The 14130-nt window shown below is 70.9% G+C and carries 10 protein-coding genes; 4 read left to right on the plus strand and 6 right to left on the minus strand.

Translation table 11 applies throughout. The features are described 5' to 3' along the window. Together OV090_RS51435 and OV090_RS49160 are read right to left on the minus strand one after the other, a co-directional pair. Positions 1-150, minus strand: a 150-nt coding sequence (locus OV090_RS51435; RefSeq protein ID WP_346660446.1) for an FAD-dependent monooxygenase, incomplete at its 3' end; no start/stop codon positions are given. Next, the gene (locus OV090_RS49160; protein ID WP_267701360.1) at positions 114-2936 is read right to left on the minus strand and encodes a LodA/GoxA family CTQ-dependent oxidase; all 2823 of its coding nucleotides are present in this window, start codon (positions 2934-2936) and stop codon (positions 114-116) included. The genes OV090_RS51435 and OV090_RS49160, both read right to left, overlap by 37 nt. 452 nt (positions 2937-3388) lie before the next feature. On the opposite strand from OV090_RS49160, the gene OV090_RS49165 reads away from it, so the two are divergent. Then, positions 3389-4519, plus strand: a complete 1131-nt coding sequence (locus tag OV090_RS49165) for a DNA alkylation repair protein (RefSeq protein ID WP_267701359.1) — start codon at positions 3389-3391, stop codon at positions 4517-4519. A gap of 96 nt (positions 4520-4615) precedes the next feature. Beyond that, positions 4616-5773 carry a hypothetical protein gene (locus OV090_RS49170; RefSeq protein WP_267701358.1) on the plus strand — a complete coding sequence of 386 codons (1158 nt, stop codon included), beginning with the start codon at positions 4616-4618 and terminating at the stop codon, positions 5771-5773. Here the strand turns inward: OV090_RS49170 and OV090_RS49175 are convergent. Next, positions 5765-6484, minus strand: a complete 720-nt coding sequence (locus OV090_RS49175; RefSeq protein WP_267701357.1) for an AraC family transcriptional regulator — start codon at positions 6482-6484, stop codon at positions 5765-5767. The two genes, OV090_RS49170 and OV090_RS49175, sit on opposite strands and share 9 nt — an antisense overlap. Before the next feature lie 348 nt (positions 6485-6832). Here OV090_RS49175 and OV090_RS49180 point away from each other — a divergent pair, with 348 nt between their 5' ends. Together OV090_RS49180 and OV090_RS49185 are read left to right on the plus strand one after the other, a co-directional pair. Then, positions 6833-7726 carry a hypothetical protein gene (locus OV090_RS49180; protein ID WP_267712170.1) on the plus strand — a complete coding sequence of 298 codons (894 nt, stop codon included), beginning with the start codon at positions 6833-6835 and terminating at the stop codon, positions 7724-7726. Next, positions 7713-8696, plus strand: a complete 984-nt coding sequence (locus OV090_RS49185) for a zinc ribbon domain-containing protein (protein WP_267712172.1) — start codon at positions 7713-7715, stop codon at positions 8694-8696. The genes OV090_RS49180 and OV090_RS49185 overlap by 14 nt, the downstream gene beginning before the upstream one ends. Before the next feature lie 25 nt (positions 8697-8721). Here the strand turns inward: OV090_RS49185 and OV090_RS49190 are convergent, their stop codons facing one another. The 3 genes from OV090_RS49190 to OV090_RS49200 all read right to left on the minus strand — a co-directional run bounded on the left by OV090_RS49190 (position 8722) and on the right by OV090_RS49200 (position 13960). Further along, on the minus strand, positions 8722-11244 hold the full coding sequence (locus OV090_RS49190; protein WP_267712174.1) for a VCBS repeat-containing protein: 2523 nt from the start codon (positions 11242-11244) through the stop codon (positions 8722-8724). 125 nt (positions 11245-11369) lie between these two features. Beyond that, entirely contained in the window at positions 11370-12926 is a 1557-nt protein-coding gene (locus tag OV090_RS49195) for a metallophosphoesterase (protein WP_267712176.1), read from the minus strand. 281 nt (positions 12927-13207) lie between these two features. Then, positions 13208-13960 carry a hypothetical protein gene (locus OV090_RS49200; RefSeq protein ID WP_267712178.1) on the minus strand — a complete coding sequence of 251 codons (753 nt, stop codon included), beginning with the start codon at positions 13958-13960 and terminating at the stop codon, positions 13208-13210. Positions 13961-14130 lie beyond the last annotated feature (170 nt).

The raw sequence follows: 14130 nt of genomic DNA on the forward strand, positions 1-14130 counted from the left end.
GATCCGGAACCCCTCGGGCCGCGGGTCGATCATCGTCACGGCGAGACCGGCGCGCGCGAGCAGGCCCGCCGCGATCGCACCGGCCGGGCCGGCGCCGGTGACGACGACATCCATCATCGCCGCGCTGGCTTGTGGACGGGCACCGGCCATTCGTGCGGCTCGAGCTTGCTGACCTCGCCCTTCAGCGGGCCCGCGACGCCGCCCGACGCGACGCGCAGTTGGCTCGGCACGCCCGGGACGTCGCTCGGGCCCGGCTGCACCTCGAGCAGCCCCATCTCGTGGAACTCATGGACCATCTGGACCATCTGCTCGGGCGCCTTCCCCTGGAGGCGCGCGTTCCAGTCGGCGCGCGCGGCGAAGGCGTCGCGGCGGGCCTCCAGCGGCCGCGAGGTGTCCATGAGCACCCGGTATTGCTCGAGCGTGAGCACCTGATTGGGCACGCGCGCGGGCCAGAAGCTGGGGATGAAGGGATCGTAGGTCTTGTCGTAGCCGGCGCGGCAGAACGCGGTGTCGGCCTGCCAGGGGAGACCCATCCAGCGCGTGAGATCGCCGGGGCCCTGGTCGTGCAGCGGGCCGTTCGGGCCGAGCACCACCGATTGCGTCAGCGTCGAGCCGTAGCTCGGCGCCGGCGTGCCCGCGGGTCGGTGACGGATCCGGAACGGCCGGTCGAACATCGTCAGATGGCGCATCGGCCAGGTCACCTCGCAGCCCGGATGGAACGCGTCGGCGAGCGCGTGGTCGAGTGCCGCGCGGTCGAGCATCCCCGGTTGCTCGGCCAGCGGCACCTCCTCGAGCGCCGCGTACGTCGGCAGCTCGACCGCGAGATCGTCGATGAAGTCGCCGGCGACCCACCTGGCGAGCACCTGCTCCTGCGTCCACGTGATCGCGGCGTTCTGCCGCGGGTTGTCGATCGCTACCGACTCCATCGCGTCCCCGTAGAGCCACGGCCACGGCAACTGGTTGCCGTCGCTCGGGGTCGACGGGCGGAAGCTGTTGGCGACCTGCCGCCGGAGCTCCTGATTACGATCGTACCCCCCCTGCGCCGGCTTCCACGCCAGCTCGGCGGCCAGCGCCGGATCGTCGAAGTCGAGCCGCGATCCGGCCCCGAACGCGACCGCGAAGCCGTGATTGTTCCACTGCAGCCCGGACAGGCGGCGCAACAGCGGCCAGACGTCGCGCTTGAACGCGACGTCGCGCCGCGCCGGCAGCCAGCCTGCTTGCACGTACAGGTCGACGAGCAGGTCGTGGAGCGTACGCACGCCGAGGACGCCGGGCCCGTAGTCCGGCGGCGCGGTGACGACCCAGGCGCCCTCGACGGGGATCTCGGCGCCCTCGATGCGGACGGTCGCGGTGACGGGGCCGTCGGAGGTGTCGTCGTACCAGCCATCGGCGTTGATGAAGGTCGTCGGCACATTGGGATCGAAGATCGGCTGGTTGGTCGGCGAGGCGGACACGCCGTGGCCGCCGAGGAACACCAGACGGCCGGCGTCGTCGGTGCGGAGCTGGCCGAGCTGCACCGGCGTGCCCTGAAACTGGCCGGCGATCGTCGGGCCGACGGTGGACTTGCCGCGGACTTCGACCGGCCCGCCGTCGATCACGAGCCGCGCACGCTCGGGCGCGGGCACGCTGGCGTTGCGCAACGGCAGCGTGACCGTCTCGGCCTCGGGGATGTCGAGCGCGATCTGCCACTGGAACCAGGCGGCCTTGCTGTTGGCGACGTGGACCCGCCAGGTGATGTCGGCGGAGTTGGCTGTGAGCTCGCCGACGACCTCGCCCGCGGCGTTGTAGCCGTAGATCCGGAAGCGCGCGGCCTGCCGCTTGATCGCCCCGGTCGAGTCGCGCCAGGCCCCGACGGGCGCGGGCGGGGCATCGACCACCTCGGGGCCGTAGAGGTACTCGCTCGCGCTGTTGCCGACGCGGGCGACGCCGATCGCGGGGTGGATCGCGGCGCGCACGACCCGGCGATCGACGGCCGTGGGATACGCTCGACCGTCGTCCCACGTGTCGGGCCGCGGCGCGGTCGGCTCGCCGCGCGGCTGGCCGTTGACGTCCCGGCGATTGTCGGCAGAGGCGCGGTAGACCACCCGGCGCGCTTCGGAGATGCTGCCGACCGGCGCGTGCGCCGGCAAGGCGTGCCACGGGTTGAACGCGAGGCTCTCGCCGTACGCCGACTGGCCGCGGGCGTCCAGGTCCTGCTGCGGGAGCACCAGTGTACCGACGCGCACCGGCGGGCTCTCGCGCTCCGACCATTCGACGGTCGCGCGGTCGAGCGGCATCTCGCCCTTCCTCAATTGCACATAGAACCCGAAGCGGGCCTCGCCGGCGGCCATGCGGCGGTGGAGGTCGGCACGCAGATAGGTCGGATCGTCGAACGCTGCGGGCGGGCCGTCCCCGGCGGCCTCGGGCACCAGCTTGTATTTGACGTGCTCCTGGCCGAGGCTGTACGGCAGCACGCTCCAATAGGGGGTGGCCAGCGCCGAATCGACCTGCTTCTCCATGTCCTTCAAGATCTGGGCGGTCTCCTCGTTGTCGGCGAGCCACTGATCGAGCTGACCGTTCAACGAGGCGCAGGTGAATGCGCACATCTTGGCGGCGTCGTCGACGAAGAAGACCGGGTGATTCTGCAGGATGAAGTCGTGCGTCCGCGCCTCCTCGTCGGGCTCGAGCAGCTTCGGCCCGTCGACGTCGAACAACTTGATCCCCACCCCCAACGTGCCGCCCAGGTCCGGCCGACCCGGCTGCAAGTCGCTCGAGAAGCGGACCCACGCGCGATGGACCGCGCCCGGCGCGAACACCCCTACTTGAAGCTCGACCGGCAAGTCTGCGCGCACCTCGAACCGCCCGTGCGCCGCGCCATGCAGGCGCAAGAACACCGGGCGCGTCGCGGGATCACGACCGGTGGCGAGCGCACGATTCTGGGCGAATCGTACGAACATCCGCTCGAGTCCGCCGATAGGGTCACTGTCGCAATCGCAGGGCGGCGCGGGGGGAGCGAAGTCGCGGCTCACGGTCATCATCACCTCTTTTCGCCCGGGACCGTACACGAGCCCGCAAATCTTGACAACGACCTCTTTGCGACGAGCCTTATGGGCGGTGGCGGGGACACTGCCGATTGTCGATAGCGACGGCGCATTCGAGGTCGGCGTCCGGAATTGGCGTGAGCGGTCGAGCGAGCTAAACGTTGATCGCCGGTCCCTACACTGTTCGCTCGCGTGGTCGCCAGGACCGCCGACACGTTGCGCGAGCGAGGTACGCACGTGAGAACCCCGAGCGACGTCGAGCGCGGCGAACCCGCAGCAGGAAATGCCGCTCGCCGCGCTCGAGCCGAGCGGCGCGGCGCCACCGAGGAGGCGCGAAAAGACCCCGAGTCGGCCTATGCTGCCGGGCGATGGCCGAGCCGTTCAAGAACCTGATCAACACCGAGGTCGTGCAGGCCATCGGCCACCACCTGAAGCGCGTCGATCCGGGCTTCGATCGCCGCGGTTTCGCGGCCCGGGCGCTGGCGCGCCTGGACACGCTGGAGCTGAAGGCCCGCGTGCTGCAGGTGGCCGATGCACTGGTGGCCACGCTGCCGGCCGACGTCGACCGCGCGGCCGGGCTGCTGGAGGCCAGCCTCGGGCCGCCGGGCGCGGGTGACGACCTGAGCGCGCTACGGACCAGCGAGCGCGGCCTGGCCGGCTGGGCGGTGTGGCCCTTGACCGAGGCGATCGCCCGCCTGGCGATCGACGCGCCCGAGCGTGGTCTGGCCGCGCTCCACGCGATGACCCAGCGATTGACCGCCGAGTTTGCGATCCGGCCGTTCATCGTGCGACACCCCGCGGTGTGCTACGCGACGCTCGCGCGCTGGGTCAGGGACCCGAGCGCGCACGTGCGACGGCTGGTGAGCGAGGGCAGCCGTCCGCGCCTGCCCTGGGGCCTGCGGCTGCAAGCGCTGGTGCTCGACCCCACGCCGACGCTGCCATGGCTCGCCGCGCTGCAGGACGACCCCAGCGAGTACGTGCGGCGCAGCGTCGCCAATCACCTGAACGACATCGCCAAGGACCACCCCGCGCACGTGGCCGAGTGGCTGGTGCGCTACTTGCCGGGTGCGTCGCCCGAGCGTCGCGCACTGCTTCGGCATGCCAGCCGCACCCTGATCAAGCAGGGCGATCCGGCGGTGCTGGCCGCCTGGGGCCTGGGGCAGGCCTTTCGCGGCGAGGCGGAGTGGACCGTGGCCCCGACCCGGGTCGCCATCGGCGGTGAAGTGACGCTGCGCCTGGTGCTGCGCTCGACCGCGGCGAAGCCCCAGCGCCTCGTGATCGACTACGCCGTACACCACGTGAAGGCCAACGGCAGCACCTCGCCCAAGGTGTTCAAGGGCTGGGCGATCGAGCTCGGTCCACGAGAGGAGCGCGCGCTGGAACGCCGCCACTCCTTCAAGCCGGTGACGACGCGCCGTTACTACCCCGGCGTGCATACCGTGGACCTCCGCATCAACGGCCAGGTCCTGGGCGAGGCCGCAGTCCACCTGCGAGCATGAGTGTCGTGACGGGGACACGGGCGAACCACACGGTCGGGCGCGCCAGGTCAAGTGGATTCAAGCCCGACGGTCCCATGACGGCCCAAACAGGGCGTCATGCATCGACGCGCCTGCCTCGCCACTCTGGCCCACCTGCCGCTGCTCATGAGCAGCTGCGCCCACCTCCGGGCGCCCGCGACGCCGCGCACCCGCTGGACCGTCGCCGCGTCCGAGGGCCTCGATCTTCTGTGCCTGCTCGGCCCGCTGTCAGGTGATCCGTTCTACGCCGAGTGGTACCCGCAGGAGCTAGCGCAGCTCGCCCCGCGGCTCGACGCCGACACCATCGCCACGATCCAGTCGCTCAAGTCGGACGCCGCCGCACGCCACTCCTTGCTCGGCCCGTACCTGTGCCTGCTGTTCTCGGCCGGCCCGACCGACACTCTCGCGCAGCTCCGCGACTCGCTCGCGCGCGCCGAGCAGGTGCTGCTGCCGACCTATCGCGCCAGCCCGTACTGGGAGGCCGACGACTGGGGCTGGTTCATCGCCGCCAGGCCGGCGCTCACGCGCCTGTTCGCGGCCCTCGCTGCCGCCGAGCTGCCCGCGTTTCGCGGGGCCGTCATCGGCGACCGCGCGACCCGCCGCGAGACGGAGTTGCGGGCGCGCCTGGCCAGCGTCGACGTCATCGCCGAGCAGGAGCGCCTGCTCGGCCGCCCGCTGCGTCCGGACATTCAGATCGACCTCCTGCACTTCTCCAAGCCCCACGGCATCAAGGTCCAGGGTCAGCGTTTCCTGACCCACCTCGACTACTCCGACGAGACCGTGATCCGCAACGCTGCCCACGAGATCCTTCACCCACCGTTCGACGAGTCGAGCCCGGCGATCCGCGACGTACTCGCCGTGCTCGCGGCCGACCCCCTCCTCAGCCGCATCGTCGCCGAGCACGATCCGAGCTTCGGCTACACCTCACTCGCGGGGTACCTCGACGAGGACACTACCGAGGCCCTCGAGCAGTTGGTCAACGAGCGGCTCGGCGTCGCAGTACCGGCCGGCCAGCGCTGGCGTCGGGCCGACGGCGGCATGCACGTGCTCGCCGCGGGCCTGTACGGCCTGCTGCGAGCCGATGGCTTCGATCGCACCGGCGGCGCGATCGAGGCGTGGCTCGGCGCCGCCGCACGCGACGGCCGCCTCGCGCCGCCTTCATTGCACGCTGCCGCGGCCGCGGTGCTCGAGCTCCCACGTGCCGACCTCTGGACCCCACCCACGGCCTCACCGTGAAGGCGTCGGCCGCGGCGTCGAATGAATCGTCGGGCCTGAATCCACTCGACCCGCGACGCGCCGCACGGCCGCGGGGGTGCGACCGGTGAGCTTGACCAGGGCGCGGGTCATGTGGGCCTGATCGGCGAACCCGAGCTCGAGCGCGAACTCGGCGAGCGTGAGCGGCGAGCTGGCGATGCAACGCCACGCCTTCAGGGCCCGCACCTCGGCCCGGTAGCGCTTGGGCGAGACGCCGTAGGCGCGCAGAAAGCCGCGGGCCAGGGTGCTAGGGGCGAGGCCTGCGGTCTCAGCCCAGGCGTCGAGGCGCAGCGAGGGGTCCGCGCGCAGATCAGCGGCGAGCAGGTCGGGCCAGTCGCGCTCGTCGCAGACAGGGTTCAGTGAGGCGAGCGCGAGCGCGGCCGCGGCCGCGGGGTCGCGCTCGGCCAGGCGGACCACGCCGTCGAGGTCGGCGAGTCGACCGACCGGTAGAGGGGGCGCGTCGGGCGGGCAGGGCAGATTGAGCACGCGGGCGCCCGCAGTGCCGAATTGATCGCCGTGCGCCTCGAATTCGCGGTGATGCACGAGCTGGCCGGCGGTGAGGCGAAACCGGCCGGCGTCTCCGGCTTCCGTATAGGCGCCGTCGATGACGACGGCGAGATAACCCGCGGCGTGGCGGTGGCGGGGCAGGCGGGCGCCCGGCGCGAAGCGCTGGTGGATCTGTGGGGCGCCCATGGTTCACACCGAGCTCGTGGCCGTAGCGGGGATTATCGACCTTTCGCGCCACGACGACGAGGGGTCAGGTCAGGCCTCTCCGGGCGGTGGCAACCGTGGGCCCGTTTACGGTGGGCCGTAGCGAAAAGAGCCAATCGGCGACGAAGTCGAGGCAGACTTCGAGACGACCGGGAGAGCGCGCGGCCGCGCATTTGGGCTTCCGCGCCAGCGTAGATCCTCCGGCGGGCCAAGCTCTCGGGCCGCCGGTCGCCGAGCAGAGCGAGGACGGAGGCGCGCGTGCGCGGACGTGGAAATCGACGTCATCACGGCCGCGGAACGAGGGCCCTGTGGCACGATCGCGGCCCGGACGTGAGCGAAATCGTCGAATTCTCGTGCGGCTCGTGCGGTTCGCAGATCCAGGTCGAAGCCCACCTGCGGACCGCGACCTGCCCGTACTGCGCGTCGCCGGCGGTGGTCGAGCGGCCGCGGGAGGCCGGGCGGCCGCAGCCGGACTTCGTGCTCGCGTTCATCGTCCCGCACGAGCAGGCGCTGGCGGCGGCCCGGCGCTGGGTGAGGCGGGCCTGGCTCGCCCCGGAGGCGTTCCGCAAGGCCACGGTCGAGGCCATCCGCGGGATCTACGTGCCCTCGTACCTGTTCTCGGCGGCGGCCCACGCGGAGTACACCGCCCGGATCGGCGAGAACTACACGGTGACCTACACGACCACGGACTCGAAGGGCCGCACGGTCACGCGCACGCGCACGGAGACCGAGTGGCACACGCTCGCGGGGAGCTACTCGGCCTACGTCAGCGACGTCGTCGTCACGGCCTCGCGAGGGATCGACAACCATGAGCTCGAGGGGGTCGAGCCCTTCGACCTGCGCGCGCTCCACCGCTATTCGCCGCGCCTGCTCTCCGGATGGATCGCCGAGGAGGCGTCGATGACGGCCGAGGTGTGCCGCGAGCTCGCGGTCGCCGAGGCGATGGCAGAGGTTCAGCGGCGCATCACGAAGATGATGCCCGGCGATCGGCAGTCGGACCTCCAGGTCAGCGCCCGCCTCGCCGACATCGCCCAGATCCTGATGCTCGCGCCGGTGTGGGTGCTGCCGGTCCGCTTCGCCGACGACCGCGTGGTCCGCCTGCTGGTCAACGGCCAGACCGGCAAGGTGTTCGGCAAGCCGCTGCGCTCGTGGGTGAAGATCGGCGCGCTGGTCCTCTTGATCGTCGGCCTCGTCGTCGGGGGGGTGCTGCTTGCCCAGCGCTGAGATTACCGCGACGCCGGCCGTCGCGCCCTGCGGCCGCTGTGAGTCGCCGGTCGAGACCGGCGATCTCCGCTGTGCGGTGTGCGGGCTGCCGACGCCGGGTGAGGCGCTCGTCGGCGCCGCGACGCGCGTCGAGTTCCTCCGCTGCGAGGGCTGCGGCGCGGCGGTGTCCTACGACGTCGAGGTCCGCGCGCCGAAGTGCTCGTTCTGCGGCTCGCAGATGCACGTCGAGCGCCCCGAGGACCCGGTCGAGGAGGCGTCCGCCTACCTGCCGTTCGCGGTCGACCCCGCGATGGCGGCCGAGGGTCTGCGGCGCTGGCTCGGCACCCTCGGCTTCTTCCGCCCGAGCGACCTCCAGACAGCGGCGACGATCGGCGAGCTGAAGCCGCTGTGGTGGGTCGGCTGGGTGTTCGACGCCGAGGTGCTGGTCAGCTGGGCCGCCGACTCCGAGGTCGGCTCCCGGCGCGCGTCCTGGGCCCCGCATGCGGGCCAGCAGTCGTTGAACCTGCGCAACGTGCTGGTGCCGGCGTCACGCGGCTTGAGCGCTGCGGAGTGCCGGGCGATCGCCCGCGGTTACCGCGTCGAGTCGGGCGGCCCGCCGCCGGAAGCTCGCCCGGGCGTGCTGATCGAGCGCTTCGATGTCCAGCGGTCGGCGGCCCGCCGGGCGATCGCCGAGGGGCTCGAGCGGGCCGCGCTGGCGCACGCGAGCACGTGGGTCCCCGGCAGCCGCCAGCGCAAGCTCTCGGTCGCGGTGCTGCCCCGGCGCCTCGGCTCGGAGCGACTCGCCTTCCCCGCATTCGTGCTCGCTTACCGCTACCGCGACAAGCTCTACCGCGCGGTGGTCAACGGCCAGGACGCGGCGGTGGTCACCGGCAAGGCGCCGCTCTCGATCGCGAAGATCGTCCTCGTGACCGTCGGAGGGCTCGCCGCGATCGCGCTGGCCTTCGTCCTGATCGTGGTCCTGCGCAAGTGAGGAGAGGGGGTCGATCGACCCCGGCTCAGCCCGGGCGGACGCAGTAGCCGCTGCCCTCGACCTTGTTGTTCTCGGTGCGGCACTCCTGCCACAGGTGCTCGGGCATGCCGTCGTCGAGGACCACGAACACCGGGGTGGTGCCGTCGGTGAGGGCCATCGACGGGTTGGGCACGTCGATCGCCACGTCTTCGGCCTCGGCGGGGTAGAGCGCCTTCTTGGTCGCGCCCTCGCCGAGCTTGACGCCGCCCATGTCGGGGTCGCCCTCGTAGAAGCCGACGGTCACGCCGGCGGGGACGGCCGCCTGGCCGATGTTGCGCACGCGGGCGACCAGGCCGTAGGGGCCCTCGCAGCGCGGGAACAGGGCGGCGGTCAGGTCGGGCGCGGAGAATTCGCCCTCGGGCTGGACGTTCTGCCGGTAATTGTTGAGACCGTCGGTCTTCCAATTCGGCGCCTCGGCGACCGGCACGCTGCCGTCCTCGCGGATGTTACTGATATGATAGGTGTGCTGATTCCACACGCGGCGGGTGCGGACCCACGAGCCGTTGGCGCTGCCGAAGATCCGGATGCCCGACTGGCGGGTGTTGTTGTCGGGGCAGGTGACGCCGTAGGCGTTGCTGGCGACGACGATGTCGGCCTGGCCGTCGTTGTCGACGTCGGCGACCAGCGGGTACTCCCACAGGGTGCCGGTGGTGTTGCAGGTGCTCGGGATCAGGTTGGTGCCGGTCTGACCGTCGTACATCCACAGGTGGTATTCGTCGGAGTAGATGACCTCGGCCTTGCCGTCGCCGTTGAAGTCGAACACCGACGAGCCGGTCACCGCCGACGAGCAGTCGTGGGTCGTCTTGAACCACAGGTCGATGTCGCTGTTGGCGACATTGGGGTCCATCATCAGCTTGCCGCTGAAGACGATGTAGCCGACGGCCCCGGCGGCGCCGACGTCGGGCACGCCGTCGCCGTCGAAGTCGGCCACGGTCGGCGGGCCGCCGCCGTATTCGCTCTGGGCGTTGCAGAACACCTTGGTCGAGATGCCGTCGTTGATGTCGACGCCCTTGCGCACGACCTGGGCGCCGTCGGGGCTGTTCATGTCGTAGCGCACGACCTGCATGGTGTGCGGACCGCCGCTCGAGATGATGACCACCTCGGGCTGGCCGTCGAGGTCGAAGTCGCCGACGCCGTGGTAGCCGCCGACGACCGCGTTGGGGCCGTTGCGGAGGTCCCACAGGATGTCGCCGTCGGCCCGGTAGGCGCGCTGGCCGTCGGTGACGTCGAGGAAGCCGTCGCCGTCGAGGTCGCTGAGGCCGGTGAGGCGCTGACCCCAGCTGGTGGCCGGATCGAGCTCGGTCTTCACCGCGCCGGTGGCCCCGTCGAGGAGGGTGAAGCCGACGAGGACTTCGGGGACGCCGTCCTGATCGACGTCGCCGATGGCCGGCGCCTGGTTGCCGCAGTGGACCTTGGTCGTGTCGGGCTGGGTCCAGAGGGTGGTGCCGTCGGCGTTGAAAGCGATCACGCCGGTGTTCTGGGCGACCGCGTCGCAACACGAGACGCCAGCCGGCCCGGGGTTCATGCAGCCGACGATCTCGGGCACGCCGTCGCCCGTGAGGTCGGCGGCGGCGAGGCCACCGCCGGGCTGGACGACGTTGGGGACGCTGAACTTCTCGACGAGCTGGCCGCCGACCACCGAGATGGCGTGCAGCGTGCCCTGCTTGTAATAGGCGCCGCCGCTGAAGGTGCTGAAGACGATCTCGGGGATGTCCTTCTCGTTGACCTTGCCGTCGCAGTCGTCGTCGTCGAGGTTGATGACGATCGGCGACATCATGACGTCGGTGGCGTAGGGCGAGGTGACCTGACCGCCCCAGGCGTGCTTGAGGACGATGCCGAAGTCCTGGACCGGCGGGACGACCTCGCACTTGGGCAAACAGGTGATGGGCTCGCCCTCCATCGGCTCGACGCCGTCGGGGCACTCGGGCGGCTGCGGGAGACACTTGCCGCCGTCGAGCGAGACGCCGCCCATGCACATCGGCGGCTGCTCGGCCTCGCCCAGTGTATATTCACAGTACGAGCCGTCAGGGCAATCGGTGGCGTCGACGCAATCGTCGCCGGGGACGACGCACTCCTGGAACGAGCACACCTCGCCGACGCCGCAGCAGGTGTCGGTGCAGGCCTGGTTGATCGGGCAGCAGACCTCTCCGACGCACACGCCGTCCTCGCAGGTGTCGGCGCAGGCGGGGCCCATGTCCGGGCCCGGGCCGGTGGTGACGCCCATGCTGGTCTCGGTGGCGGTCGACTCGCTCGTGTCGCTGGTGGTCGGGCCGGTCGTGAGGGTGCCCTGAGTCTCGCCGACGGTGCCAGCGGTGTCGGGGCCGCCGGTGGTCGGCGGCGGGGCGCCGGTGCTGTCGGTGGTGGTGCCGGTGGGCGTGACGGTCGCGCCCGTGGTGGTGGCGACCGCGGTGTCGGTGCCGCTGCCGGTGGCGTCGCCGCACGCGGCGACCAACAACAATGTTCCCGTCCGCAGCGCACGCCGCTGCGACCCGCTCGAATTCCTACGCATGCGCCACGAGAGCACGAACCCGCCGACGGCCGCAAGCGCCGGCGATCGCGGCCGTGCGCAGGCGCGCCGTCAGGTGGGCCGTGCTCGGTTGCGAGCCGGGCGTTTCGCCCGCGAATGCGAGGTCGTCATTCGACGGTGAAGGTCCGTGTCGGCGTCGTCACCTTCGCGCCGCACTCCTTGACGATCGCGTACCACTCGTAGGTCGCGCCGGACTTCAGGTCGCTCACGGTGTGGGCGAGCGCGGCGCCGGGGCCGGCGACCTGGCCGACGACCTCGAACACGCCGGTGGCCGCCGAGAGGTCGAGGGTCAGGGTGAACTGCTCCTTGTCGGAGGTCATCGACTTGTCGAGCGAGGGCGAGTAGGTCTCGACCTTGACCTGGTTCTTCTTGGGCGAGAACCGCCAGATCCGCATGTAGCCGCAGCCGCCGGCGCAGCCTTCACCGGGGAGGATGAGGTCCTGGTAGTCGGCGAGCATCGAGTGGATCTTGTGGCCCATGTAGTTGTCGGTGCGGCGCGCCCGGAACTGCTTGATGTGCCCGCTCGTCATCAGCTGGACGTTGTCGACCTTCTTCATCACGTCGTAGATCTGCTTGCCCTCGGCGGAGAAGTCGCCGTTGGCCTTGACGATGTGGTGCGAGTTGACGATGCCGAGCGCGTGCGGGTGATCCTCGAAGACGCCCCGGGCCCACGCGAGGACGTCGGGGTTCTGGCCGAGGTCGCCGCGGTATTCGAGGCTCACCATGACGATGTCGAGGTTGCCGGCGCGGACGAGGATCCAGTTGTTGTCGTTCTTGTTGCCGTAGTGGCCGCCGTAGTACGCGCGGTCTTCGAAGCGCTTGACGCCGAAGTACTTGTTGAAGAGGGTGGTCGAGTTCGGGACGTCGTCGTGAAAGCTGGCGCCGTTGTCGTGGTTGCCGACGGCGATGCCGTAGGGGATGCCGTCGGGGAACTTGGTGCCGGTCTTCTCGAGGGTGCTCATCGCCGTCTCGGCGCGCTCCCACTCGATCTCCTCGATGTTGCCGTGCTGGACGACGTCGCCGTTGTGCAGCACCGCGACGATGTTGTCGGTGTTGCGGTGGTCCCACACCCATTGGGTCTGCGCCGGGTATTGAGGGAAGTTGCCGGGGAACTGGGTGTAGTTCTGCGTGTCCGGGAGAATGACGATGGTGAAGTCGTCGGCGTCGGTCAGGGTGTGGACCTCGCGGAGGTGGAACTTGGCGGTCGCGTCGGCGAGGATCGTCCCGCCGATCGTGACCTCGAGGTCGACCGACGGGCCAGGGACCGCGGCGCCGTCGGCCGGCGCGCTGGGCTCGGCGTGAAAGTCGACCGGCGGGGTGTCACCGCAGCCGGGCAGCAGCGGCTCGTCGGCGGTGTCCGTCTCGCCGGTGGTGCCCGTCTCGCCGCTGGTGGTGCCCGGTTCGTCGCCGGTGGTGCCAGGTCCGTCGCCGGTGGTGCCCGGCTCGTCGCCGGTGCTCGCGGCGGTGGTCGTGACGGGCAGGTCGGGGGCGGTGGTGCCGTCGTCGGGCTTCGAGGTGCTCGTCGGAGTGCTGCCCTCAGTGCTGCTCGCAGTGCTGCCTCCCGTCGTCGACGCGGTGGAGGGGACGAGCGCCGGAGCATTGTCGCCGCACGCGGCGACGAGCGCGACGAGGACGATCGAGGTGAGGCGGAGACCTGCGAGCATCCCCGGATTATAGGCGGGTGAACGCCCTCCGAGGGTGGACGGGGACCCCGAATCGCAGTTCGTGCGAGGGGGCCGGCACTCGGACCGAAGTGCCGTGGTAGCCACGCGGAGCAGCGCGAACGAGGACGTCGGCCCCGGAGCGCGCGTCCGACGCGGGGGCCCTCGATTCATGAAGGGTCCCCATTCGACGGTCCGCGGCGCGAGCCTGTCGGTGGCTCGTGACGCTCAGGTGATTTCAATCGGCCACGCGGTCCGACTCGCCGCATTCGCGGGTGCTGGCGTCATTCGAGCCAGTACAATTGCTTGTGCATCAACGCCGAGTATTGTTGCAGCGCGGCCTCGGCCTTGCGGATGCCGGTGAAGGTGGCGACGACGGCGCGGTTGCCGTTGTCGTCCTGCCGCCACAGAGTGCGCCGGAGCGGCTTGAGGTCGGCGAAGTTGTCGGCGAGCGCGGCGACGTCGTCGTGGTCGATGACGAGGGTCTCGAACAGGTCGCGCAGGGTCTCCTGCGGGTCGTCGGCAATGGAGGCGCGGACGAGGGTGGGGAGGCTGTCCGAGTCGCGGCGCTCGAGCGGGCGCTGGAGGTCGAACGCCCTGCCGGTGCCGGGGGACGCGAAGCGCAAGAACTCGAACCAGCCGAGGCCGTCGAGGACGTGACGCTCGGTCTCGAGGTCGAGCCGGGTGGCGAAGTGGCGCAGCGGGGCTTTCAGGCCGGCGACCTCGCAGACCGGCCCGACGAGGGTGCCGCGCTGCAGCTGGCGCAGCGACTCGGCGGCGTCGACGGGGCGAAAGATGGGCGGGCTGCCGAGGTCGCCGGCAGGGAAGCGCGAGTCGGCGTTCCACAGATCGTGGAGCGCTTCGGTGGCCAGGCGATTGGCGGCAGCGGGGCCCTCCTGCGTCCCACCCCACACCTTCTGCGCCCATTGTTGCAAGGTGGCGGGGGTCTCGCGCCCGGCGATGAAGTCGCGCAGACGACGGGTCAATTCCTCGGTCAAGGCACGGACGCGAAGGTCCTGCGAGTCGCCGACAGCCATGTGACCCGAACATACCATGCGAGGCCGCGTCGGGGTGCCATGCACGCGCTGCGGCGCTCCGTCGTCGCGTCCTCCGATCACCGGGCATGCTCGCACGATGTGCGTCAGGGACCGCCTGCGCAGGGAGCTGCGCGGGCGAGGCGCGTGAATGCAGAGGGACGTCGCGCGAG

Origin of the sequence: Nannocystis sp. RBIL2 (assembly GCF_026626745.1) — a bacterium.
Classification (GTDB): domain Bacteria; phylum Myxococcota_A; class Polyangia; order Nannocystales; family Nannocystaceae; genus Nannocystis.